Annotated in this window: 19 protein-coding genes, 2 tRNA genes, 1 rRNA gene and 1 pseudogene (1 of these 23 cut by a window edge); 11 read left to right on the forward strand and 12 right to left on the reverse strand. The window is 52.6% G+C overall.

Annotated elements, in window-relative coordinates; genetic code table 11:
- Positions 1 to 115 precede the first annotated feature (115 nt).
- The 5 genes from galK to GF423_RS13175 all read left to right on the forward strand — a co-directional run bounded on the left by galK (position 116) and on the right by GF423_RS13175 (position 5581).
- On the forward strand, positions 116 to 1264 hold the full coding sequence (gene galK / locus GF423_RS13155) for a galactokinase (RefSeq protein WP_154328788.1): 1149 nt from the start codon (positions 116 to 118) through the stop codon (positions 1262 to 1264).
- 97 nt (positions 1265 to 1361) lie between these two features.
- Positions 1362 to 2267 (forward strand): glycosyltransferase family protein, encoded by a 906-nt coding sequence (locus tag GF423_RS13160; protein WP_154328789.1) that lies wholly within the window; start codon positions 1362 to 1364, stop codon positions 2265 to 2267.
- Between the two features lie 154 nt (positions 2268 to 2421).
- Positions 2422 to 2901 carry a Fur family transcriptional regulator gene (locus GF423_RS13165; protein ID WP_206113281.1) on the forward strand — a complete coding sequence of 160 codons (480 nt, stop codon included), beginning with the start codon at positions 2422 to 2424 and terminating at the stop codon, positions 2899 to 2901.
- A gap of 16 nt (positions 2902 to 2917) precedes the next feature.
- On the forward strand, positions 2918 to 4189 hold the full coding sequence (locus tag GF423_RS13170) for an adenylosuccinate synthase (protein WP_154328791.1): 1272 nt from the start codon (positions 2918 to 2920) through the stop codon (positions 4187 to 4189).
- A gap of 147 nt (positions 4190 to 4336) precedes the next feature.
- Positions 4337 to 5581, forward strand: coding sequence for a DUF1015 domain-containing protein (locus GF423_RS13175; RefSeq protein ID WP_154328792.1), 1245 nt, complete (start codon positions 4337 to 4339; stop codon positions 5579 to 5581).
- A 75-nt stretch (positions 5582 to 5656) separates the two neighbouring features.
- Here GF423_RS13175 and GF423_RS13180 read toward each other — a convergent pair whose 3' ends face one another.
- Both GF423_RS13180 and GF423_RS13185 read right to left on the reverse strand, forming a co-directional pair.
- A complete protein-coding gene (locus tag GF423_RS13180; RefSeq protein ID WP_154328793.1) occupies positions 5657 to 6109 on the reverse strand; it encodes an energy transducer TonB in 453 nt (150 codons plus the stop codon).
- Between the two features lie 256 nt (positions 6110 to 6365).
- Positions 6366 to 6740, reverse strand: a complete 375-nt coding sequence (locus GF423_RS13185; protein WP_154328794.1) for a YraN family protein — start codon at positions 6738 to 6740, stop codon at positions 6366 to 6368.
- 112 nt (positions 6741 to 6852) lie between these two features.
- On the opposite strand from GF423_RS13185, the gene GF423_RS13190 reads away from it, so the two are divergent.
- Positions 6853 to 6924 (forward strand) — tRNA-Glu (locus tag GF423_RS13190).
- A 155-nt stretch (positions 6925 to 7079) separates the two neighbouring features.
- Here the strand turns inward: GF423_RS13190 and GF423_RS13195 are convergent.
- From GF423_RS13195 to pta, 9 genes and pseudogenes are all read right to left on the reverse strand, one after another.
- Positions 7080 to 8291: an NADP-dependent isocitrate dehydrogenase gene (locus GF423_RS13195; RefSeq protein ID WP_154328795.1), complete on the reverse strand. Its 1212-nt coding sequence runs from the start codon at positions 8289 to 8291 to the stop codon at positions 7080 to 7082.
- A 167-nt stretch (positions 8292 to 8458) separates the two neighbouring features.
- Positions 8459 to 10702 (reverse strand): hydratase, encoded by a 2244-nt coding sequence (locus tag GF423_RS13200; protein WP_154328796.1) that lies wholly within the window; start codon positions 10700 to 10702, stop codon positions 8459 to 8461.
- A 78-nt stretch (positions 10703 to 10780) separates the two neighbouring features.
- The gene (citC, locus tag GF423_RS13205; RefSeq protein ID WP_154328797.1) at positions 10781 to 12490 is read right to left on the reverse strand and encodes a [citrate (pro-3S)-lyase] ligase; all 1710 of its coding nucleotides are present in this window, start codon (positions 12488 to 12490) and stop codon (positions 10781 to 10783) included.
- Complete coding sequence (citX, locus tag GF423_RS13210; protein WP_154328798.1) at positions 12474 to 12983, reverse strand: citrate lyase holo-[acyl-carrier protein] synthase; 510 nt, start codon at positions 12981 to 12983, stop codon at positions 12474 to 12476. Before citX ends, citC begins: the two co-directional genes overlap by 17 nt.
- Positions 12984 to 12998: 15 nt before the next feature.
- On the reverse strand, positions 12999 to 14543 hold the full coding sequence (citF, locus tag GF423_RS13215) for a citrate lyase subunit alpha (protein ID WP_154328799.1): 1545 nt from the start codon (positions 14541 to 14543) through the stop codon (positions 12999 to 13001).
- On the reverse strand, positions 14540 to 15430 hold the full coding sequence (gene citE, locus GF423_RS13220; RefSeq protein WP_154328800.1) for a citrate (pro-3S)-lyase subunit beta: 891 nt from the start codon (positions 15428 to 15430) through the stop codon (positions 14540 to 14542). The genes citF and citE overlap by 4 nt, the downstream gene beginning before the upstream one ends.
- Before the next feature lie 32 nt (positions 15431 to 15462).
- Positions 15463 to 15741 carry a citrate lyase acyl carrier protein gene (citD, locus tag GF423_RS13225; protein ID WP_154328801.1) on the reverse strand — a complete coding sequence of 93 codons (279 nt, stop codon included), beginning with the start codon at positions 15739 to 15741 and terminating at the stop codon, positions 15463 to 15465.
- Between the two features lie 338 nt (positions 15742 to 16079).
- Positions 16080 to 17285 carry an acetate/propionate family kinase gene (locus GF423_RS13230; RefSeq protein WP_154328802.1) on the reverse strand — a complete coding sequence of 402 codons (1206 nt, stop codon included), beginning with the start codon at positions 17283 to 17285 and terminating at the stop codon, positions 16080 to 16082.
- Positions 17286 to 17314: 29 nt separating this feature from the next.
- Positions 17315 to 18118 (reverse strand): annotated as a pseudogene (gene pta / locus GF423_RS13235) (phosphate acetyltransferase); the annotation flags it as partial.
- A 138-nt stretch (positions 18119 to 18256) separates the two neighbouring features.
- Here pta and GF423_RS13240 point away from each other — a divergent pair.
- The gene (locus tag GF423_RS13240; RefSeq protein WP_005814044.1) at positions 18257 to 19546 is read left to right on the forward strand and encodes an IS1380-like element IS612 family transposase; all 1290 of its coding nucleotides are present in this window, start codon (positions 18257 to 18259) and stop codon (positions 19544 to 19546) included.
- Positions 19547 to 19711: 165 nt separating this feature from the next.
- On the opposite strand, the gene GF423_RS13245 is transcribed toward GF423_RS13240, so the two are convergent.
- A complete protein-coding gene (locus GF423_RS13245; RefSeq protein ID WP_154328803.1) occupies positions 19712 to 19936 on the reverse strand; it encodes a phosphate acyltransferase in 225 nt (74 codons plus the stop codon).
- A 396-nt stretch (positions 19937 to 20332) separates the two neighbouring features.
- Between GF423_RS13245 and GF423_RS13250 the strand changes: the two genes are divergently transcribed.
- The 4 genes from GF423_RS13250 to GF423_RS13265 form a co-directional block, all read left to right on the forward strand.
- Positions 20333 to 20719 carry an START-like domain-containing protein gene (locus GF423_RS13250; protein ID WP_154328804.1) on the forward strand — a complete coding sequence of 129 codons (387 nt, stop codon included), beginning with the start codon at positions 20333 to 20335 and terminating at the stop codon, positions 20717 to 20719.
- A 143-nt stretch (positions 20720 to 20862) separates the two neighbouring features.
- Entirely contained in the window at positions 20863 to 22764 is a 1902-nt protein-coding gene (locus GF423_RS13255) for an LptF/LptG family permease (RefSeq protein ID WP_262885026.1), read from the forward strand.
- Between the two features lie 387 nt (positions 22765 to 23151).
- A 16S ribosomal RNA gene (locus GF423_RS13260) occupies positions 23152 to 24684 on the forward strand.
- A gap of 133 nt (positions 24685 to 24817) precedes the next feature.
- Positions 24818 to 24837 (forward strand) — tRNA-Ala (locus GF423_RS13265) (it continues 54 nt past the right edge of the window).

Consider the following 24837-nt stretch of genomic DNA (forward strand, 5'->3'; position numbering starts at 1 on the left):
GGGCAATAAAAATGCGTGTTAACATAAATTTTAAAATAAATGCATTTGTTTTAATGAAAAAATTGTAATTTCGTCATCAGAAATGCAAACTTCTAAAACCAAAAAATATAAAGCGATGAAGGAAAAACTCAAGCAGCTATTTGCCAGCCGATTTGGAAGCATCCCCATGTTCTACGCCTCGGCTGGGCGCATCAACCTGATAGGCGAACACACTGATTACAACGGCGGCTTTGTGTTTCCGGGAGCAATCGACAAATATATCTTGGCTGCCATCAACATCAATGGCACCGACAAGGTGAGAGCCTACTCGGCCGACCTCGACGACTATGTCGAGTTTGGGTTGACCGAGGCCGACAAGCCCTCGCCTCAGTGGGCCGATTACGTCTTCGGGGTGTGCCGCGAGATTATCAAGCGCGGCGGCACGGTCAAGGGCTTCGACACGGTGTTTGCCGGCAATGTGCCCCTTGGCGCAGGGTTGTCGTCGTCGGCCGCGCTGGAAAGCTGCTTCGCGTTTGCCCTCAACGATATTTTCAACGACAACAAGTTTGATAAGATGGAACTGGCCAAGATAGGTCAGGCAACCGAGCACAACTATTGTGGGGTGAACTGCGGCATCATGGACCAGTTTGCATCGATTTTTGGCAAGAAGAACATGCTCATGCGTCTCGATTGCCGCTCGCTCGAGTATCAATATTACCCCTACAACCCTGTGGGCTACAAGACGGTGCTCGTCAATTCCAAGGTGAAGCACGAGCTCGTCGATTCGCCCTACAACAAGCGCCGGGCTTCGTGTGAGCGTGTAGCCCGATTGCTTGGCGTTGAGACCTTGCGCGATGCTACTATGGCCATGCTCGATGGGGCGCGCGACAAGATGAGCGACGAGGACTACAAGCGCGCCTTGTATGTCATCGGCGAGAAAGAGCGTGTGCTCAAGGTGTGCGATGCGCTTGAGCGTGGCGACTACGACACAGTGGGCGAGTGCATGTATGGCACGCACGACGGCCTCTCGCGCCTCTACGAGGTGAGTTGCGACGAGCTCGACTATCTCAACGATGTGGCCAGGGAATGTGGCGTTACGGGCTCTCGCATCATGGGAGGCGGCTTTGGCGGATGCACAATCAATTTGGTGAAGGACTCGCTCTACGACAACTTCATCGCTACGGTCACAGCCAAGTTTGCCGCACGTTATGGGCATGAACCCGATATCATACCTGTGGTGATAAGCGATGGCGCTCACAAGCTTGCCAATGACGAGGAACTGTAAACAATATTTTTATTAACAAAACATATTACATTCAGGGACGTAGGGCTTAATAGGGAAACCTCTCCTTGAATAAAAAATGAAAAATAAACGATATAAAATGAAACCTACACTGTTTGTGCTTGCCGCTGGCATGGGTAGCCGCTATGGCGGCTTGAAGCAACTTGATGGCCTGGGACCTCACGGCGAGACGATTATGGACTATTCGATTTATGATGCTATCCACGCAGGCTTTGGCAAGGTCGTGTTTGTGATTCGCAAAGATTTTGAGGACGACTTCCGCAGCAAGATTTTGTCGAAGTATGAAGGGCACATCCCTGTCGAGGTGGTGTTCCAGTCTACACAGGACCTGCCCGAGGGCTTCACCTGCCCGGCCGGACGCACCAAGCCTTGGGGCACCAATCATGCACTCTTGATGGGCCGCAACGTCATCAAGGAGCCTTTTGCCATCATCAATAGCGACGACTACTATGGTCGCAACAGCTTTGAAGTGATGGCCCAGGAGCTGAGCAACCTGCCCGAGGGCTCCAAGCACAACTACTCGATGCTCGGTTTCAAGGTGGGCAACACCATGAGCGAGAGCGGTTCGGTGAGCCGTGGCGTGTGCGAGACCGTCGACGGCTATCTCACTGGCATTGTCGAGCGCACCAGCATTGCCTACGACGAGAACCACAACATCTTCTTCGACGACGAGCAGGGCCACAGTGTGCAGCTTGCCCCCGACACGCCCGTGTCGATGAACTTCTGGGGCTTCACACCCGACTATTTCGACTACAGCGAGCAGGCCTTTGTCGAGTTTCTGAAGGCTCACATCAACGAGCCCAAGTCGGAGTTCTTCATCCCTACTGTGGTCAATCGCCTCATAAGCGAGAAAAAGGTTCGGGTGAAGGTGCTCAAGACCGATTCCAAGTGGTTTGGCGTCACCTATAGTGCTGATCGCCAGGGCGTGGTCGACAAGTTTGCCGCCTTGCACGACAGCGGTTTTTATCCCGACAGCATGTTCTAACTCTTTTTCATAGCTTTGCTGCACATCAATATCGAGTGCCGGCAGCCGGGGTAAATTCCCGGGTGCCGGCATTGTTTTTTTGTTAAGCCTAAATTTGATTTTTGTAGCTTTTCTTATTACCTTTGTGTCAATTGAAAGTAGTGCAATGGGCGAGATGTTGAACAATAGTGCAATAATCAAGAAATTCAACGATTTTCTTGAGGCAGGGCATTATCGCAAGACTCCCGAGCGATTTGCAATACTCGACAGGGTGCTCACTTTCCCACGCGCCTTCACCATCGACGACCTTGCCCTCAAGCTCGAGGCCGATGCCTATCACGTGAGCCGTGCCACAGTCTACAACAGTGTCGAGCTCTTGCTCAAAGCCGGTGTGTTGCGGCGGTTTCATCTCGATGGCATGTCGATGCAGTATGTGCGCGTCAACAGCACGCAGTGCACTCACCTGATATGCACCGTGTGCGGGAAGGTGAAAAACGTGAAAGATCCCAACCTGGCGGCTTTCATGAATGCGCGCAAGTACAATGCGTTCACTACATCGCACTACTCATTGTGCGTGTATGGCCTGTGTAATGCTTGTGCCAGGAAGTTGAAAAAGTCGGGACGAAAGAAGAGTCAATTAAATTCAAAAAAATAAAATCATAAATTTAAAAATGAGTAAAGTAGACGTTCTTTTAGGTTTGCAATGGGGAGATGAAGGCAAAGGCAAGGTTGTCGATGTCCTCACTCCGCGTTACGATATTGTAGCCCGCTTTCAAGGTGGCCCCAATGCCGGCCACACCTTGGAGTTTGAGGGGCATCATTATGTACTGCGGTCAATCCCCTCAGGCATTTTCCAGCACAACCAGGTGAACGTGATTGGCAACGGTGTTGTCCTCGACCCTGTGCTCTTTATGGATGAAGCCAAGGAGCTTGAGAAAAGTGGCGTCGACATCACTAAAGTTCTGAAAATTTCCAAAAAAGCTCATCTCATCTTGCCCACCCACAGGTTGCTCGATGCCACCTACGAGAAGCTGAAAGGTGAAAGCAAAATAGGAACAACGGGAAAAGGCATTGGCCCCACCTACACCGACAAGGTGAGCCGCGACGGTCTGCGCATAGGCGACATCTTCGACAACTTCAAGTCGAAGTATGAGGGTGCCAAGGCCCGCCACATGAAGCTCTTCAAGGCCATCAACGGCGAGGAGCCCGATGTGGCCAGTGCCGAGAAGCTGTGGTTTGCAGGCATCGACTACCTCAAGCAGTTTGACCTGATCGACAGCGAGTTCTACATCAACCACCAGTTGGAAGCTGGCAAGAATGTGTTGTGTGAGGGAGCTCAAGGCAGCATGCTCGACGTCGACTTTGGCTCCTATCCGTTTGTTACCAGCAGCAACACCATCTGCGCAGGTGCATGCAGCGGTCTGGGTGTGGCTCCCCGCAAGATAGGCGAGGTATATGGCATCTTCAAGGCCTATTGCACCCGTGTGGGCAGCGGTCCGTTCCCCACCGAGCTCTTCGACGAGACCGGCAACAAAATACGCCACATCGGTCACGAGTATGGCGCAGTCACCGGTCGCGAGCGTCGTTGCGGCTGGATCGACCTGGTGGCCCTGCGCTACACAATCATGCTCAACGGCGTGACGCAGCTCATCATGATGAAGAGCGATGTGCTCGACGGCTTTGAGACAGTGAAGGCTTGCGATGCCTATGAGATCGATGGCAAGGTGACCCGCGATTTCCCCTTCTCAATCGCCAAGGATGTGAAGCCCGTCTATACCGAGATGAAGGGCTGGAATGCCGACATGACCAAGATGACAAGTGCCAGCGAGTTCCCGCAGGAGTTCAACGACTACGTCAAGTTCCTTGAGGATCGCCTGGGCGTGCCCATTACAATCGTCTCGGTAGGTCCCGACCGGGAGCAGACGATCATGCTCGACAAGTGACACCTACATAGAGTGGTGGGGGAGGGGCGTGCTACTGTGCGTTACCTACCCCACGTCTCTTTGTTTCTTTCATATAGATTTACCCTTCTAAAAATAATATAATCATCACAATTTCATTTTAAAACAGCTATCTAAAACCTATTTATCATGGCAAAAGTTAAACCTTTCAAGGGCTTGCGCCCTCCCAAGCAATTGGTCGATCAAGTAGCGTCTAAACCTTACGATGTGCTCTCGAGCGAGGAAGCTCGCAAGGAGGCCGAAGGCAACGAGAAGTCGCTGTATCACATCATCAAGCCCGAAATCGATTTTGCTCCTGGCACAGCCGAGGACGATCCTGCCGTCTACTCGCGTGCAGTGGAGAATTTCAAGAAGTTCCAAGACATGGGCTGGCTGGTGCAGGACCCCAAAGAGGAGTATTACATCTATGCTCAGACGATGGACGGCCGCACCCAGTATGGCATCGTGGTGGCTGCAAGTGTCAACGATTACTTGACGGGTCGCATCAAGAAGCATGAGCTCACACGGCGTGAGAAAGAGGTTGACCGCATGCACCACATCGAGGTGACCAACGCCAACATCGAGCCCGTATTCCTCGCATTCCCCGACAATGAGGTGCTGGGCAAGGTCATTGCCGACACGGCACGCACCGAGCCCGAATACGACTTCGTTTCAGAAGACGGCATTGGGCATCGCCTGTGGGTGATTTCCGACGACAACATCATCAAGACCATCACCCAGGCCTTTGCATCGATACCCTATCTCTACATTGCCGATGGCCACCATCGCACTGCCGCCGCAGCCCATGTGGGCGAGGAGAAGGCCAAGGCCGACCCTAACCACACAGGCAAGGAAGAATACAACTACCTGCTGGCTGTGTGCTTCCCCCAGTCGCACTTGAAGGTGATGGACTATAACCGTGTGGTGAAGGACTTGAACGGGCTCAGCGAGGAGCAATTCCTCGACAAGGTGAGAGAGCACTTCGACGTGGAGTGCAAGGGCACCGAGATCTATCGCCCGGCTGCGTTGCACAACTTCTCGCTCTACCTGGGCGGCAAGTGGTACTCGCTCACAGCCAAGCCTGGTACCTACGACGACAACGATCCCATAGGTGTGCTCGACGTGAAGATTTCGTCCGACTACATCTTGCGCGACATCCTGGGCATCGTCGACCTGCGCACCGACAAGCGCATCGACTTTGTGGGTGGCATTCGCGGCCTCGAGGAGCTCAAGCGTCGTGTCGACTCGGGCGAGATGAAGATGGCGCTTGCGCTCTATCCCGTCACCATGCAGCAGATCATCAACATTGCCGACTCGGGCAAGATCATGCCCCCCAAGGCCACGTGGTTTGAGCCCAAGTTGCGCTCGGGTCTCATTATCCACAAGCTTGACTGATGGCTTGCGACTTCTGACCGCATTTAAACTTTCACAACGAGGCTGCATCACGTGAGATGCAGCCTCGTTGCATTATTACCTGTGGGGCAGCTTAAACGTGATGGGCAGGGTGTACCATGTGTTTACCGGCTTGCCGTTTTCGCGGCCGGGAGTGAACGTGGGCAGACTTTTGACCACGGTTAGGGCCTCATAGTCGCATTCAGGGGTGAGGCTGCGCTTGATTCTCACATCTCCAATCGTGCCGTCGCTTTTGACTACAAATTCCACGACGACTTTGCCCTCAATGCCCTGCATGACGGCCGACTCGGGGTACTTCAATCGTGAGGCAACATAGCGCATGAGCCCGTATGTGCCCCCTGGAAATCTGGGAGGATCTTGAGCCACAATAATGCTGTCTTTCGCTTGCTGTTGTGGGGCCTTGTCGTTGCCTTGGGCGGTGCCTGCGACTTGAGCCGAAGTGCCCAGAGCCCACATTGCCGCCAGCAATATTGCTGCTTGGCGCAATAGTTTTCTTCCTTCGAGTTTCATCTTGCTACTGTTCTTAGGTGTATTGTCGTTTATTTTCAATTGCTTCTGCCTTCCTCTTCTATTGGTCACAGTACTGTGAGTGCTTGCGTGCCCACACAGGCTTAACAAGTGTAAAGTTAATCATTTTTGTCACTTTTACCTAATTTTGTCTTCTATTATTCTCATTGTGCCTGTTTATATCTTTTTCCCGCACATGAATGCAATTGTGAAGTGATGCTTTTGTTTTAGCAGCAATTTTTGTTGTTGAGGGACGGGGCTAACGGTAGGAGCGCAGGCGGGGGTAGAAAGCGTCGGGGATGAACTGTATCTTGAAACTGCCGGGTTGGCCCACCACAATCACGACATCGTATTGTATTTCCATTTTCAGGTGATAGTAGTTGATATAGCCGTTGGCGGCGTTGATGAGGTGCCGCTGCTTGGCCGGCCCCACGGCTTTCATGGGGTCGAACTTGTCGTCGTGGGTGCGTGTCTTCACCTCCACGATGTGTAGTCGCCCTGGTGTTTCGGCCACGATGTCGATTTCGAGATTGCCCATTTTCCAGTTGCGCTCTCTCACGGTCCATCCTTGCTTGATGATAAACTCGGCGGCTGCTTGCTCGCCCTCGAAGCCTAAAGTGTTGTGTTGTGCCATTTTAAGTGTTTTGTGTAATGCCTTGGAAAAACAAAAGTAAAAATTTTTTCAAAAAAATCATAGAAAAATTTGGAGTGAATGGGGAAATGCGCTACCTTTGCACTCGCAATCAGGTGGTATCGGCTAACGGTTAGGCCACAAGATTCTCAATCTTGCAATCTGGGTTCGATTCCCAGTACCACTACTACAAGTAAAGCGCGTTGATTTTTCAACGCGTTTTTTTATGCCTGTAATGGATTGAAAAAACATGGCTGCCGAAACCTGTGGTGTGGTATTCGACAGCCATTGTTATATGGTCATTGCATTATCGCAGTGAGGTTCTACTGCTTGTTGCACTTCTTAGGCAAGCCGTTGCTCAAGATGCGAGCGAATAGCGGCGATGAAGTCGGCGCTGTTCACCTGCTTGGGCGTGATGCCTTCCATGAGGTTCACCAGGTCCTTGGTGGCAGTGCCCTCGTTGAGCGTGTCGAAGCAAGCGCCCTCAAGCTGGTCGGCAAAGTTCATCAACTCCTTGATGCCGTCTTTCTCGCCGCGCTTGCGCAGGGCGCCGCTCCAGGCAAATATTGTGGCAATGGGGTTGGTCGAGGTTTCCTCGCCCTTGAGATACTTGTAGTAGTGGCGTGTCACGGTGCCGTGGGCTGCCTCATACTCGTAGTTGCCGTCGGGGCTCACGAGCACACTCGTCATCATGGCCAGCGAGCCGAAGGCTGTCGATATCATGTCGCTCATCACGTCGCCGTCGTAGTTCTTGCAAGCCCATATGTAGCCGCCCTTGCTGCGCACCACGCGGGCCACTGCATCGTCGATGAGGGTATAGAAGTATTCCAGACCGCGCTTCTCAAACTCGGCCTTGTAGTGCTCCTCATATACCTTCTCAAAGATCTCGCGGAACTGGCCGTCATATTTCTTCGAAATGGTGTCTTTGGTGGCAAACCACAGGTCCTTGTTGGTGTCGAGAGCATACTTGAAGCAGCTGTGGGCAAAGCTGGTGATGCTCTTGTCGAGGTTGTGCATGCCTTGCAGCACGCCTGCGCCCTTGAAGTTGTGTATCACTACCTCCTCGTGCTTGCCGCTCTCGCCGTCGAACACCAGCTTGGCAACGCCAGCCTCGGGCACGCGCATCTCCACGCTCTTGTACACGTCGCCATAGGCGTGACGGGCGATGGTGATGGGTTGCTCCCAGTTTTTCACCACGGGCTTGATCGAGGGTATCGTGATGGGGGTGCGGAACACCGTGCCGTCGAGTATCGAACGAATGGTGCCATTGGGACTCTTCCACATCTGGTGCAGCTTGTACTCGTCCATGCGCTTGGCATTGGGGGTGATGGTGGCGCATTTCACAGCCACGCCATATTTCTTGGTGGCCTCGGCAGCCTCCACGGTGATTTGGTCGCCGGTAGCGTCGCGCTTGGGCAAGCCCAAGTCGTAGTATTCGGTCTTGAGGTCGACAAAGGGGAGTATGAGCTCGTCCTTGATCATCTTCCACAATATTCTTGTCATTTCGTCGCCGTCCATCTCAACGAGAGGAGTCTGCATTTTGATTTTTTCCATGTTGGGTTGTAGTTTTGTTTATATTAATGAATGGAATTTTTTATTTTTTTTTAAACGGTCCATAGAAAGCCCCTGGCATTTCTATTGGCATCCTATGGACCGAATGCTGTGGTCAAGTGCTCGCACATGCGCGCTGCTGGAGAGTGCCCGCATGTGTTGCGTTTTTTTTATTTCTTGCGGGCTGCATAGTAGTTCATCAAGCATCCGTCGACCAGAATTTCGCGCTCATCCTTGGTGAGATTGGTGAAGTGCAGATGCAGGTCTTTAACCTCGCCGCCAGCGATGACCTTGGCATCGATTTCCTCCTTGCCGTCGATGATGGCTTGGCGCAAGCCGGGCACATAGACGAAGTCGCCAGCCTTGTAGTCAAACTTGGTCTCGGCATCGATGGTGAACGGCACAATGCCCCAGTTGATGCAGTTGCTGCGGTAGCGCTTGGTGGCATACTCATAGCAGATGTTGGCATCGCCGCCCAGCACCTTCTGGCACGATGCTGCCTGCTCGCGTGCCGAACCGTCGCCGGGCTTGTTGGCAAACACGCACGAGCCGAAAGAGGTGTTGTCGGCGCTGGCACCCACCTTGTCGAGAGCGTCTTTCACGTGCTGCGGGCACTTGCCGGCGCGGCGCTCCAGGTCTTGGCTCTGTATGCGCTTGCTCAGGCCCACATATTCGGGCACGCGGCGCGACAGAGCAAATTCCGACAGCTTGAGCGGGTTGGAGCGGTAGCTCGAGGTTTCGCCCGATGGTATGAGCTCGTCGGTTGTCGTCACTGGGTCGTGAATCACGGCAGCGAGTTCGAGCAGCATGTTGTCCATCATGGGATACATCTTGGGCCAGTCTTTGATGTTGGGTCCATAGCGCAGTTCCACGCTGGGGTCGGCTTTGCCATAGCCGTTGAATACACGGCGGGCATATATTTTCTCGTCAAACTCATAGGGCTTGTGGTTGTCGGTGTAGTCGACGTCGGTGCCTGCTGTGATCACACCGCCGTTGGCAGCTGTTGCAGCAATCGAGCGTGCATCCATGAGGGCCACGAGCGATATTTGGCCTTGGGCAGGCTTCGAGCCTTCGCGGTTGGGGAAGTTGCGGGTTGTGTGGCGTATCGACAGACCGTTGTTGGCAGGCACGTCGCCAGCACCGAAGCACGGGCCACAGAATGCTGGCTTGATGATGCATCCCGTCTCGAGCAGCTCCTCGATGATGTGGCCGCGTGCAGCTGCCATAAACACGGGTACCGATTGCGGATAGGCCGACATGGTGAAGTAGCTGTTGCCTATCGACTTGCCGTTCATGATCGCAGCGGCGGCAGCCAGGTTGTCGTAGGTGCCACCTGCACAGCCGGCAATGATGCCCTGGTCGGCCATTACCTTGCCGTTGTGCACCTTGTCGACAAGGTCGCAATGCACTTTCTCGCCGTAGCGGCGCTTGGTGTCTTCCTCTACCTGGTGCAGGATCTCGACAGGGTTCTCTTGCAACTCGTGTATTGTGAATGCATGCGAGGGGTGATAGGGCAGGGCGATCATCGACTCCTGGGTCGACAGGTCGATGCGTATCATGGCGTCATAGTAGGCGACATCGCCAGGTCTTAGCTCCTTGAAGTCGGCAGGACGCTTGTGTATCTCGTAGTGATGCTTCACCTCGTCGTCGGTGATCCATATCGAGCTCAAGCATGTGGTCTCGGTGGTCATGATATCGATGCCATTGCGGAAGTCGATGGGCAGGTTCTTCACGCCAGGGCCGGCAAACTCGAGCACCTTGTTCTTTACAAATCCGCTCTCGAAGGTTGCTTTCACCAGCGAGATGGCTACATCGTGAGGTCCTATGCCCTTGCGGGGACTTCCCTCAAGCCACACCAGCACTACCTCGGGAGCATTGATGTCCCAGGTGTTGTTGAGCAGCTGCTTCACGAGCTCGCCGCCGCCTTCACCCACGCCCATGTTACCCAGCGAGCCGTAGCGCGTGTGGCTGTCGGAGCCCAGTATCATGTTGCCGCATTTCACCATTTCCTCGCGGGCAAACTGGTGGATCACAGCTTGGTTGGCGGGCACATAGATGCCACCGTACTTCTTGGCCGCCGACAGGCCGAAAACGTGGTCGTCTTCGTTGATGGTTCCGCCCACAGCACACAGCGAGTTGTGGCAGTTGGTCATTGCATAAGGCAATGGGAATTTTTCAAGACCGCTGGCGCGGGCCGTCTGAATGATGCCCACATAGGTGATGTCGTGCGACATCATGGCATCAAACTTGATTCTCATCCTCTTGCCTTTGCTGTGGTCGACGTCATGGGCACGCAAAATGCCATAGGTGATGGTGTTTTCACGAGCTTCATCGGGACTTGGCATGCCAGTGGCATCCTTCCTGATCTCGGTACCATGGAGCAGGTACACTCCTTGCTTGATAAGATCTATCATGTTGGTTTTAGTAAAATTAGTTAAGTTGTGATATTGTTTTTTTTTACGTCTTGTTACACGTTTTTTTGTTTACTGTGTTCATCTCGTAATGGTGTCGATGAATACAGTGAGAGAGAGCATGTCGGCAGCACCTCCTGGCGAGATGTTGCGAGCTATAAACGAGCGGTTCATGTCTTTTAGCTTTTCGACTGTGAAGTCGGCAAGCAAGGCCTCGGCCTCATGCTTCACCTGTTGGGCTACAGTTGCACCACACCGGTAGTACACGTTGGTATCGTCGAGCTGCGACATGATGAGCAACAAGGTCTTGTGCAGTGCATGGGCATCGTGCCTGTTTTGGTCCAAAAACGGCAACCACGAGTCGAACAGTTGCTCATAGCCGCTGCGGGCCATTGCAAGTGCGCCCTTCACATTCACCTTGCCCAGCACTTGTGCCCCGTGGGTGCCTTTGGCCTCCGATAGCTTTCCGGCCAGTGCAGCGATGTCTTGTTGCAGAGCCTTCTTGTCGATGTGGCCGTGCTTGTGTAGCAGGTGCGATGCTGCCACAATGGTCAGTCCCATCGAGAAGAGGGCTCCCTTGTGGGTGTTTACTCCACCTGTAGACTGCAACATTGCCTTCTCGGCCTCGATGCCTGTTCTCCTGATGCTGGCCGCGTTGGGCAGCTCCTGCGAGTTTCCTGCTTGTGCCAGCGTCACGAAGTATTGCATCAAGGTCTTGATGCTGGTTGTCATCAGTGCATGGTCCATGTCGGTGTGCGAGCCGCTGTCGGCGAGGTCGACCAGTCCAGGCTTCGGGGTAGTGTCGAGTTCGGCTTTCAAGGCATGCGCGGCCATGTGGGCAACGACGTGGGGCACTGTTGTGGGAGGCACCCATGTCAACACGCTCGACAGGGTCGTTGCCTTGCGCACACGCGATGCCGATATGTCGTCGAGGCGTTCAATCTCTTTTACCCGCATGTGGCTGCATGCTTTCATCAACTCATTGTAGCGGCGTGTCGACTCGTCGTGTGGCTCGGTGCCCACATATCTTGTCCTCACTCCCAGCGCTGGTGCAATGTGCTTGGCATAGAGGTCAAGGTCGAGTGCGATATAAGTGTCGGTACGGTCTTCTATTCTTTTTAGGAAATAAGACGGAAATGTGGCTGCCGACACCATGTAGCTGCTTCCTTCGCACACTGTTGCATTGGGCACGTGCAGGCAACCGTCTTTTACCATGCTCAATCGTTCACTATAGGAATACTCCGAGCAATCCTCCTTGACCAATATCACATATAGGTGATCGACTTGGGCAGCTGCTTGCTGTATCAAGTACTGGTGACCCAGAGTGAAAGGATTGGCATTCATCACGATTATTCCGTTTTCGCCCGGTTGCTTCAATGTCGAGAGATAGTTGCAGTAGCTGTCGAGGCCATTGCCGTTTTCCATCAATATTGCTTTGTCGCTTCGGGCGATGGTGTGAAACGATGCCGAGGCAAAGATGCTTTCGTTTTCAGGTTTAGTGAACACTTTCACACACGTTGTGCCACGTGCCTGGGCTGTCGAAATCAAGTGTGAAATGAGCATCAGGCACAAGCCTTCGTCTCTGAGCGTGCTGCTCACAGCCACACATTTCATCACGTCGGCCTTCAAGCCGCCTCCAGCCAGCATCACGTCGCTGTCGCGTTCAAAAATCGCTGCGTAGTAGTCGACCGGCTCAAGCCGCAGATCGTTTTCGGCAAGAAATTGTTCAACTTTTTTATGGCAGCTCTTGATTGATAAAGGCAGTTGTCTTATTTCAAAGTCGCTGTACATAGTCGTTAACCATTTTGCTGATTTTCTCTTGCAGCTGCTCTTGGGCGTGCGTGTGGTTGCGCATGCAGTAGCGTGCCTCTCGCTCGCACAGCAGGCATCGCCGAGCCTGCAAGCCAAGTGCTTGGCGCGAAACGGGACTGCCGTCTTTGCTTATGACGTCGATGTCGAAGAGTCGTCCCAGCTCGTGGCTGTCTTCTATTTTCACGGCCAGCCTTTTGGCTTCGTCGATGGGCAGGTCGCACATGGCATAGGCCTCGTAGCCTGTGCTCAGATCCCTCGCAATGAGGCGCTTGATGTCGGTGCCGTAGGTGTTGATGAGAGCAGTGATAGCTGCTTGTGCCACAATGAGTGAATGGAAATTTCGCTTGACCTTGCCAGGCATGACCACGGTGAGGCACACCAGCGTGAGCTCAGGGTAGGCCTTGAGTAGCTCTCGCTGGCGATGCCAGCGGTCGTCGCGGCTTGCCAGCAATTGGTTGAGCGAAATTTCCATTGCTACAGATACTTATTATGAAGGTTCTACAACGTTCTTGATCACATCGAGCACCGACCCGTCGCGGTTCATGACGATTCCCACCACCTTGTCGCCAAATGGTATGGGGGCGGGTTTGCCTATCACCTTCAAGGCTTTGTCTTTCAACTCATGTATATCTACAACCTTGAGCCCGGCCTTGGTGAGGCGCTCCTTGAGCTCGGCACGGCGTGGGTTCACTGCAATGCCATATTCGGTCACAACCACATCGACCGACGACCCTGGGGTGATGAGGGTCGTCACCTCGTCGACAACGCATGGAATGCGGCCGCGCAGCAGCGGGCACACGATGATGCTCAACGCTGCGTCCTCGGCAGTGTCGGGGTGCCCGCCTATGGCTCCGCGTATGATGCCGTCGCTGCCCACCAGCACGTTTACATTGAAGTTGACATCGACCTCGAGTGCCGACAAAATGACTATGTCGAGATAGTGAGTTGCCGAGCCTGCTTCATCCTTGGCTGCATACTCGTTGGAGGCCACCTCCTTGTGCATGGCGTCGTTCTTGAGCGACTCGGCTGCAACCTTGTCAAACGACTGCACATCGATGAGGCGGTATATGAGTCCCTCCTCGTGCATCTTCACCATGTGGGCTGTGATGCCGCCCAGGGCAAAGCTTGCTTTCACACCCTGGTTGATCATGCTCTCGCGTATGTATTTCACAGCTGCCAGCGATGCGCCGCCAGAGCCTGTCTGTATCGAAAATCCGTCTTTGAAATAACCGCTGTTGATGATAACCTTGGCTGCCTCTTTTGCCAGGAGTATGTCGCGAGGATTCTTGGTGTCGCGTATCGCTCCAGAGGCAATCTTCGACGAGTCGCCCACCGAGGGCACTTCTACCACATAGTCAACGTCGTGCTCCGATATCGAATTTGGGGTGTTGGGGTAGGCTACAAGGTCGTCGGTGAGTATTACCACCTTGTCGGCATAGTGTGCATCGGGCAGGGCGTAGCCCAAAGAGCCACATATCGACTTTGCTTTCTCCGACCGCGAGTAGCCGCAGGCATTGCCCAGCGGGTCGCACGACGAGGCGCCCAAGAAGGCCACGTCGATGTGCAGGTCGCCGTTCACGATTGCACTGCCGCGACCGCCGTGTGACCGGAATATCACTGGCTTCTCCATGAGGCCGTGAGAGATCTCGCGGGCCAGCTCACCGCGCATGCCCGAGGTGGAAATCTCGGTTATCACGCCGTTCTTTATGTGCTCGATCAGTGGCTCGTGCACGTCTTGCAGGCTCGATGCTGCGAGCTTCAGGTTCTTGAACCCCATCTTGGCCAGTGTGCCCACTACCAGGTTTACGACTTTGTCACCACCGCGGAAGTGGTGGTGAAACGATATTGTCATCCCGTCTTTGAGGCCGGTTTTCTTGATTGCTTCCTCAAGTGTTACCACCTTGCTGCACACCTTCTGCAGGTCTTGGCGAGGCATTGTATCTTTGGTTTCGGCGCTCTCGTGGTATACTGGCACGCCCATGGTTTTGGCAGCGGCCTCTATAAGTTGTGTTCTGTCTTTATATGTGTTCATGACAATTCCTCCTTGCTTAAAACACCCGACGCTATGGCCAGGTCGATTGTACGTTGGGCTCTCAGCACTACCGGCCGGTCGATCATCTTGCCGTTCACCGCGATCACACCGCTGCCGCGCTGCTCAGCTTCTTTGATGGCGGCCAGTATGACCTTGCTCTTCTCGATGGCTTTCTCACTCGGCGTGAACACTTCGTTCACTATCTCGATTTGACGTGGATTGATGATCGACTTGCCGTCAAATCCCAGTGTCTTTATCAGTTCAACTTCTTTGCGGAAGGTGTCCATGTCGTTTAAGTTGCTATACACTGTGTCGAGTGCAGCAATGCCTGCGGCTCGTGCTGCAACCACTATCGTCTCGCGTGCCAGCAGCAACTCGGCTCCGCCAGGGGTGCGCTGCGTCTTCAAGTTGGCGCTATAGTCCTCGGCGCCAAGGGCGATGCCCATCATGCGTTTCGATGCCGTGGCTATGGCATAGGCATTTACAATGCCGAGTGCGCTCTCTATGGCAGCCATGATTTGGGTGCGTCCCAGGCAACCTATCTCTTTTTCCACTTTCTCGATCTCGCGTTCAACCTCTACCACCTCTTCGGCTGTTTCGGTCTTGGGCATGCGTATCACGTCGACACCCGCTTTCACCACTGCCTCAATGTCTTTTTTGCCATAGGGCGTGTTCAGGGGGTTGATGCGCACCACCATTTCGGTGTTGCCATAGTCGATTGTCTTCAGTGCATTGTAAACCAGCAGGCGCGCGCTATCTTTCTCTGCCATAGTCACCGAATCCTCAAGATCGAGCATGATCGAGTCGGGACCATAGATAAACGCGTCTTGCATCATTCCCGGATTGTTGCCAGGAACGAACATCATTGTTCTCCTTAAACGTTCCATAAAGTAATGTAATTAGAAGGTTGTAAAAACAATTAGGCCCACACGTCTTTTCCTGTCGCACGCACGGCGGCGGCGGTGACGCGAGCACGTATGGTGCAGTCGAGTGCACCCTTGTCGGTAGCCTTTACGGCCACATGATCAATGCCAAGACCTTGTAATGTCTCAGTAATCACAGTCTTGATTTGATCGCCAAATTGATAGGCGACTGTACTGTCTAAACTGATTTGCACGCCTTCGGCATCAGATGGAAATATCTGAATGAGGATATCGCCAGACTCCATTGTGCCGGCCGATGCATTTTTTACTTCCATAATACAGTTGTTTATCGGTTAGTAATTGTATATTTTGTTATGTTAACAGGCTCTTCGACCTGAAAAATTTTTCAATTATTCAAGCCGCTTTAAAAAGCGCTCTAAAGTATATATTTTTTTTATCATGGCAAAACTTTTTTTGAAAAATAAGGAAATTTTTCCTTAATTTCTCTATTTCCTTATTTTTCTGCTCTATATTGGCTGCAACGTTTTCCTTTTGCAACAATCGCAAGCTCGCCACACGGCCCCTCCAAAAAAAAAAACACCAACCAGCGTGCAAGCGCCAGTTGGTGTTGAAATCGTTGTTCTCAATAGAGGGAGCAGGCGAGGGGCACGCTTTAGGGCTCCCGGCCTTCGACAATGGCCTCGGTGTCCTTGGCAATCATATATTCCTCGTCGGTAGGAATCACAACCACCTTCACGCGGCTGCGCTCGGTGCTTATCACCCCCTCGTCGCCATTGTTGGCATCGTTCACCTTGTCGTCTATCTCCACGCCCATGTAGCCCAACGTGCGGCACACGTTGGCCCGCAGGTTGGCTTGATGCTCGCCCACACCGCCGGTAAACACAATAATGTCTACACCGTTCATCTCGGCGGCAAATGCTCCAATGTATTTGGTGATGCGGTGCTCATACATGTCGAGCCCCAGTTGGGCGCGGTCATCGCCTTCGGCAGCTGCCGCATTCACTTCTCGCATGTCGGGCGATATGCCCGTTATGCCAAGTATGCCGCTCAGCTTGTTGGTGATTTCAAGCATGCCGCGCGAGTTGAGGTGGTGCTTCTCCATCAAGTACAGGAGTGCTCCAGGGTCCACGTCGCCGCAGCGAGTGCCCATCATCAAGCCCTCGGTGGGCGTCAGGCCCATCGTTGTGTCGATGCTCCGGCCGTGATACACGGCAGTGATGCTGCCGCCATTGCCTATGTGGCATGTGATGATTTTCTTTTCCTCCTTGTTCACGCCCAGATACTGGCACACGCGTTGTGTCACATAGCGGTGACTCGTGCCGTGGAAGCCATAGCGCCTCACGTGGTCGATAATGTAGTATTTATAAGGTAGGGCATACATGTAGGCCTTGGGGGGCATCGTCTGGTGGAATGCCGTGTCAAACACTGCCACCTGGGGCACATGGGGCAATATGGCAGTGATGGCATTGATGCCTGCCATGTTCACAGGATTGTGAAGTGGGGCTATGCCATAGCACTCCTTGATCATGTCGATGACTTCCTGGTTGATGAGCATGCTCTTGTTGAACTTCTCCCCGCCGTGCACCACGCGGTGTCCCACGGCATCAATCTCGTCAAAACTCTTGATGCATCCATATTGCTTGCTCGTGAGATTGTCGAGTATTGCCTTTATGGCTCCTGTGTGGTCGCTGATGTCAAGGTCTTGCTGTATTTTCTTGCCATCGCTCTTAAACTTGATGAAAGCATCGGGCAGTCCTATTTTCTCAATGCCGCCTTCGGCCAGCACCTTGTTGGCTTTTATCTCGATGAGTTTATATTTTACGGAACTGCTTCCGCAATTAAGCACTAATATATTCATGTATTTGTCTTGGGGTATAGCTGTTTTGTTTATTTCCTATTTATTGCCTGGTTGCATGTGATGACAATGGTCTTGTATATGTCTTCCCACGAGCATCCACGCGACAGGTCGTTGACAGGGGCGGCAAGTCCTTGAAGCACCGGGCCTGCAGCCGTGGCTCCCGACAAGCGTTGCACAAGTTTGTAGGCAATGTTGCCCACGCCCAGGTCGGGGAATACCAGCACGTTGGCATGGCCGGCAACCGTGCTGCCTGGAGCTTTGCTTGCACCCACGCTGGGTACGATAGCGGCATCGGCTTGCAGCTCTCCGTCTATTTTCAATGTGGGATCCATCTCTTTGGCTATTGCGGTTGCATTCGCCACCTTGGTCACACTGTCGCTGCTGGCACTGCCCTTGGTCGAGAAGCTTAGCATGGCTACCACTGGGTCGATACCGGCGATTCCCCTGGCAGTCTTGGCAGTCGACACGGCCACTTGGGCCAGCTGCTTCTCGTCGGGGTCGGGCATCACTGCACAGTCGGCAAACACCATGATGCCGTCTTGCCCGTACAGCTTGGCTGCCTCGCCCTTGAGTATCATGATGAATGCTCCCGAAACCACGCTCACGCCTGGGGCTGTCTTCAGCACCTGGAAGGCTGCACGCAGCACGTTGCCCGTCGTGTTCAAGGCACCGGCCACCTGACCATCGGCTTCACCGTTCTTGATGAGTAGGCAACCGAGGTACAAGGGGTCGTGTATTTTCTTTCGGGCATCCTCAATGGTGATACCTTTGCTCTTGCGCAGCTCGTAGAAGAGCTGTGCGTATTTCTCGTTAGCTTCTTCATCGTCTGGATTTCCTTAATTCCGCAACACTATAATTTAACTTTATTTATAAGTTCCTGAGCAACAAAAAGTTGCCCAGGATTTTGCCATGTCAGAATTTTCACTTATCTTAGTGTTGCAAAAAGAAAACAAGCAAAACTCTAATATGACATGGCAAAAATACAAATTAAATCTGAGAAACTCACACCTTTTGGAGGAATTTTTTCAATCATGGAGAAATTTGACTCCATGCTTTCACCCGTTATCGACTCAACACTGGGTCAGAGATGCAGCAGTATCTTCGGATATCAGTTCAGCGAGATAGTCCGTTCGCTGATGAGCGTTTATTTCTGTGGCGGCTCATGCGTGGAAGACGTAACGTCACAACTGATGCGCCATCTCTCGTATCATCCTACCCTTCGTACATGCAGCTCTGATACCATCCTCAGAGCCATCAAGGAACTGACACAGGAAAACATCTCCTATACTTCCGACCAAGGCAAGACCTATGATTTCAATACTGCAGACAAACTCAACACATTGCTTATAAACGCTTTGGTTTCTACAGGCGAGTTGAAGGAAATTGAGGAATACGATGTTGACTTTGACCATCAGTTCCTTGAAACGGAGAAGTATGATGCAAAACCGACCTACAAAAAGTTCCTCGGCTACAGGCCTGGCGTATATGTTATCGGTGACAAGATAGTCTATATCGAGAACAGCGATGGTAACACGAATGTGCGTTTTCATCAGGCAGACACCCATAAGAGATTCTTCGCTCTTCTGGAATCCCAGAACATCCGTGTAAATCGCTTCAGGGCAGACTGCGGTTCCTGCTCGAAGGAAATCGTCAGTGAGATAGAGAAGCATTGCAAACATTTCTACATCCGTGCCAACCGATGCAGTTCGCTCTACAATGACATCTTTGCTCTGAGAGGATGGAAGACGGAGGAGATTAACGGCATCCAGTTCGAACTCAATTCCATTCTCGTTGAGAAATGGGAAGGCAAGTGCTATCGTCTTGTCATCCAGAGACAAAGACGCAACAGTGGCGACCTTGACCTGTGGGAAGGCGAATACACTTACCGTTGTATTCTGACCAACGATTACAAGTCATCGACAAGGGACATTGTTGAATTCTACAATCTGCGTGGCGGCAAGGAACGTATCTTTGACGACATGAACAACGGATTCGGTTGGAGCAGGCTCCCCAAGTCATTCATGGCGGAGAATACTGTCTTTCTTCTGCTTACTGCATTGATACACAATTTCTACAAGACCATCATGAGCAGGCTTGACACCAAGGCTTTTGGGCTCAAGAAAACGAGTCGCATAAAGGCTTTTGTCTTCAGATTCATCTCCGTACCTGCCAAGTGGATCATGACTGCAAGGCAATACGTGCTGAATATCTACACAGAGAACCGAGCTTATGCAAAACCCTTCAAAACAGAATTCGGATAAGAATCCTTTCTTTCCGGTTTGAATCTGCGTATTACCTCAAGTCGCATCGTGGGGTAAGGGGATGGTGGCTACATATTGATGTTGTGCTGTTGCTTTTTACTGAAAGCTGCTACTAACGACTCATAAATCTACCCTTAATCGTGTATTGGATGATAGTTGCGGATTTTAGGGATTTATAATTCTGGCTTCACCTATATGGGTTAATCCCAATTCTTTTACTTTTGCGTCGATTTCGTCGGCATGACCTATCAGGACAATGTCGGCAACCTTGTCGCCTATGATTTTGTCGGCGGCAGTCAGAGTGCGGGGCTCTGTGCTCTCGGGTAAAATGATGCACTGGCGGTGTGCAACAGCGTTCGATTTTAATTTTTCAAATAATGGCTCCATCATGATGGATTTTCGTTGTTTTATATCTGATTGCAAAATTAGCTAATTATTTGCACATTTAAAAATTAGAGCGGCTTTTTTCCCATCCTTTCCTATATAATTATTTCAAAATTCATGGCAAACCGCCTCATCACAGTTTTTACCCCGCGCCTTCACCGTAGATATAGCCAAGTCTTCTTGCAACTCCCTTGCGGCCTGAGCCGGGATCTTTGTCGTTGTCCTAAAGAACTATTCTTTTTGCCGCTGTCTCAAACCGTGCAAATAGTGGCAGTTAACCTAAAGGGGGGCTTTTTTGTGAGCGTGCCTTGCTATAATATTGGCCCTGGGATTTGAAAGTAACAATTTATTGTATTTATTTTGCAGTCGCAATATGTGTACACTATCATAATACAAGGTTACATGGCAAAAACACAATTCAAAATAGAATACGACATGCAGGGTGTGCCCGTCACGCTGCTCTGGCAATATATCTTCATGCCTCACGGACTGGAACAATGGTTTGCCGACGAGGTCAGGCAAGATGGCAAGACTTTCACTTTCATTTGGGACGACGTGCCGCAACAAGCCGCGCTGGTCTCGGTGCGCAGCGGCGTCTACGCTCGTTTCCACTGGAAGGACGACGGCCGCGAGCGCACTTTCTTTGAAATGCGCATTCTCGTCTCGGAACTCACCGACAACAAGACGCTCCAGATTACCGATTTTGCCGACTCGCCTGGCGACGTGCCTGAAAGCAAAGACATGTGGAACCAGTCGATAGCTGCACTCAAGCGCCGTCTTGGCTTGTGACAAGGCGGGGGGCGATGCCCCCATACCTTTATATTTGTTGCGCTTCCTTTGTGCATTAGCCATTTTATTGCTACTTTTGCACCGATAAATCACCAATTGCAGTGAATTTTTTTAGGATAAAAAGGTTGAACTCTTTCATGCTCATGCGCTTCTTTCCGCAGTTGTGCATGACCTTTTTTATCTGCCTTTTTATCCTGATGATGCAATTCCTTTTTCGCTACATCAACGACCTTGTGGGCAAGGGTCTCGACATGGCTACCTTGGGCGAGCTCTTCTTCTATGCGGCCTGCTCCATGGTGCCCATGGCGCTGCCCTTGGCAATATTGCTTGCCTCGCTCATGACCTTTGGCAACCTGGGCGAGCACGTCGAGCTCACGGCGCTCAAGTCGTCGGGTATATCGCTCATCACCGTGATGAAGCCCCTCATCGTTTTCGTTGGCCTCATCGCAGTTGGTGCCTTTTTCTTTCAGAACGATGTCTTGCCCAAGACACAGGTGCAGATGTGGACGTTGCTTTTTTCGGCCCGCGAGAAATCGGCCTCCTTGTCAATTACCCCGGGAGAGATCAACTCTGAGATTCCTGGTTTCAACGTCTACGTCAAGCGTAAGGACAAAGTCAACGACATGCTCTACGATGTCATTATCTACGATGTGTCGTCGGCATCCAATTATCCTCGCATTGTTACAGCCGACTCGGCCAAGCTCAACTACACACAAGACAAAAAGCACATCCTGCTCAAGCTCTACCATGGCAATTGGTACGAAGACCTGGGGCAGGGTGGCACCTCGGGTTCTTCTTTCGGCTCCGACATGTTCCGTCGCGAGACCTATCACGACAAGGTGATTTTGATTTCCTATGATGCCACTTTCACCAAGATGGACGACAATGCCATGCGTTCTCAGTATATAGGCAAAAACATCAAGGAGCTCAACCACTCTATCGACTCCATCAGGGCTAAGTGCGACTCGGTGGGCGACGACATTGGAAAGCAGCTCAAGCTCGACCCCGTGTGCGGCGTTCAGTCGAAGCGCGTTGTCGTCAAAGACAACAAGCCTGTGCTCGAAGCTGTGCCCGAGGTGGCCGTGAAGCACAACGTCAATCTCGACTCGCTCTTCGACGCCCTCGACAACAACGGCAAGCTCTCGGTGGTGGCTCAAGCCTTGCAGCAGGCCACTTCTGCCATGCAGAACACCGATTTCAAGGCGTTCACCATGGCCGACGATGCCAAAAACATGCGCCGTCACCAGATTGAGCTCCAGCGCAAGTTCACCCTGTCGTTGGCTTGTCTCATCTTTTTCTTCCTGGGTGCGCCTTTGGGTGCCATCATCCGCAAGGGCGGTCTTGGCATGCCAGTTGTCATTTCGGTTCTGCTTTTCATCTTTTATTATATTATTGAGAACACGGGCTACAAGATGGGCCGCGACGGTCGTTGGCCCGTGTGGCAAGGCATTTGGCTCAGCTCGGCTATTTTGTTGCCCTTGGGCGTGTTCCTCACCTACAAGGCGGTCAACGACTCGGCTGTGTTCAATCCCGATGCATGGCGCATTTTCTTCCGCCGGCTCACCGGCATGCACGTCACCCGCAAGCTTGAGATGAAGGAAGTCATTATCAACGAGGTCGACATCCCTGTTGCCACGGCAAGGCTCTTGGAGCTCAAGTCCAGCTGCAGTCGTTTCCTTTCAAGGTACCACTCGCGGCAAGGCTACTTAGACTATCTCATGCATGGCTACGACAAGAAGTCGCTGCGTGCCTTGTCGCAGCAAGTTGAAGATGTGGTCGACTATCTGTCCAACTCGCGCGACCAGCTGGTCATTAACAAGGCAATGGATTTCCCTGTGATACGCCAGTTGCTCACCTATCATCTCACCAATTATCCTAAGCTGGGCCTTGCCCTGGCCATCGTTTTCCCGGTGGGTGTCTTGTTGTATATTGTTGGTATTCGCCACCAGGCCAACCTCAAGCGCGACATCGCTCAATGCATCAAGGTGGCCGACCAGGTCGAGGCTATTTTCAACGGTACCGACGACCGTCACCAGTCCAATTGATTTCGGCGGGTAAATTTTTTTTCAATTTTTTTCTTTCGGTGGCACAGCGAGTTATGTGCTGTGTGTGAAAAAATGATGAAAAAAAGTGCGGCATAAATTTGCCAGTTCAGAAAATTGGCGTAACTTTGCACTCGCTTTCCGGAAATAACGCCGGTGAGCACAAAAGAAAAGAGAGATCTTTGACACGTTTGCAGTGACAAGTAGTACAAGAGAACAATAGGGACTGTTTATTAGTCCCGTTGATTCCTAAGCAGGTACAACAGAATACTATCAGCTTGACAGCACAATAAGATACAGGACATCCGGAGCGGAGCAGGAAGCAACACTCGTTCGGAGCTGGTTGCCTACAACGATTCTTTTTGAAAGAAGAGAGACAACAAGATAACAACAACGAAGAGTTTGATCCTGGCTCAGGATGAACGCTAGCGACAGGCTTAACACATGCAAGTCGAGGGGCAGCGGGCGAGTGGCAACACTTGCTGTCGGCGACCGGCGCACTGGTGAGTAACACGTATGCAACCTGCCCCCTTCTGGGAGATAACCCATAGAAATGTGGCCTAATATCCCATAGTCGGTCCAGCCGCATGGCCGGGCCGGGAAAGGCGAGCCGGAAGGGGATGGGCATGCGGCGCATTAGCTAGTTGGCGGGGCAGAGGCCCACCAAGGCGACGATGCGTAGGGGTTCTGAGAGGAAGGTCCCCCACATTGGTACTGAGACACGGACCAAACTCCTACGGGAGGCAGCAGTGAGGAATATTGGTCAATGGGCGGGAGCCTGAACCAGCCAAGTCGCGTGAGGGAGGAAGGTCCTACGGATTGTAAACCTCTTTAGCCGGGGAGCAACGTGCGCCACGCGTGGCGCAGTGAGAGTACCCGGAGAATAAGCATCGGCTAACTCCGTGCCAGCAGCCGCGGTAATACGGAGGATGCGAGCGTTATCCGGATTTATTGGGTTTAAAGGGTGCGCAGGCGGCGCGAAAAGTCAGCGGTCAAAGTTCCGGGCTCAACCCGGTGACGCCGTTGAAACTTTCGAGCTGGAGTTCGTGCGAGGGAGGCGGAATGCGTTGTGTAGCGGTGAAATGCATAGATATGACGCAGAACCCCGATTGCGAAGGCAGCTTTCCAGCACGCGACTGACGCTGAGGCACGAAAGCGTGGGGAGCGAACAGGATTAGATACCCTGGTAGTCCACGCGGTAAACGATGAATACTAGCCCTGCGGCGCGATTGGGTGCTGCGGGGCAGAGTGAAAACGTTAAGTATTCCACCTGGGGAGTACGCCGGCAACGGTGAAACTCAAAGGAATTGACGGGGGCCCGCACAAGCGGAGGAACATGTGGTTTAATTCGATGATACGCGAGGAACCTTACCCGGGCTCAAACGGCGGGAGACGCGTCCGGAAACGGGCGTTCCCTTCGGGGCTGCCGCCGAGGTGCTGCATGGTTGTCGTCAGCTCGTGCCGTGAGGTGTCGGCTTAAGTGCCATAACGAGCGCAACCCCCATCTTCAGTTGCCAGCGGGCAAGGCCGGGCACTCTGGAGAGACTGCCAGCGCAAGCTGTGAGGAAGGCGGGGATGACGTCAAATCAGCACGGCCCTTACGTCCGGGGCGACACACGTGTTACAATGGCAGGGTCACAGAGGGAAGCCAGGCGGCGACGCCGAGCCGATCCCGAAAACCTGTCTCAGTTCGGATCGGAGTCTGCAACCCGACTCCGTGAAGCTGGATTCGCTAGTAATCGCGCATCAGCCATGGCGCGGTGAATACGTTCCCGGGCCTTGTACACACCGCCCGTCAAGCCATGGAAGCCTGGAGTGCCTGAAGTTCGTGACCGCGAGGAGCGACCAAGGGTAAGACAGGTAACTGGGGCTAAGTCGTAACAAGGTAGCCGTACCGGAAGGTGCGGCTGGAACACCTCCTTTCTGGAGCCGGCGCCGAACACAACGGTGTCCCGCATCCGCACCGGGGGCTGTCCTGAAGCCGTCGAGCGCTGTGTGCCCGCGAGGGATCAAAAAGGAAGTTCTCAAGAGCGCGACTTGAAGCTGCAAACGCACCGGGGGATTAGCTCAGCTGGC

The organism is Sodaliphilus pleomorphus (assembly GCF_009676955.1).
GTDB lineage: Bacteria > Bacteroidota > Bacteroidia > Bacteroidales > Muribaculaceae > Sodaliphilus > Sodaliphilus pleomorphus.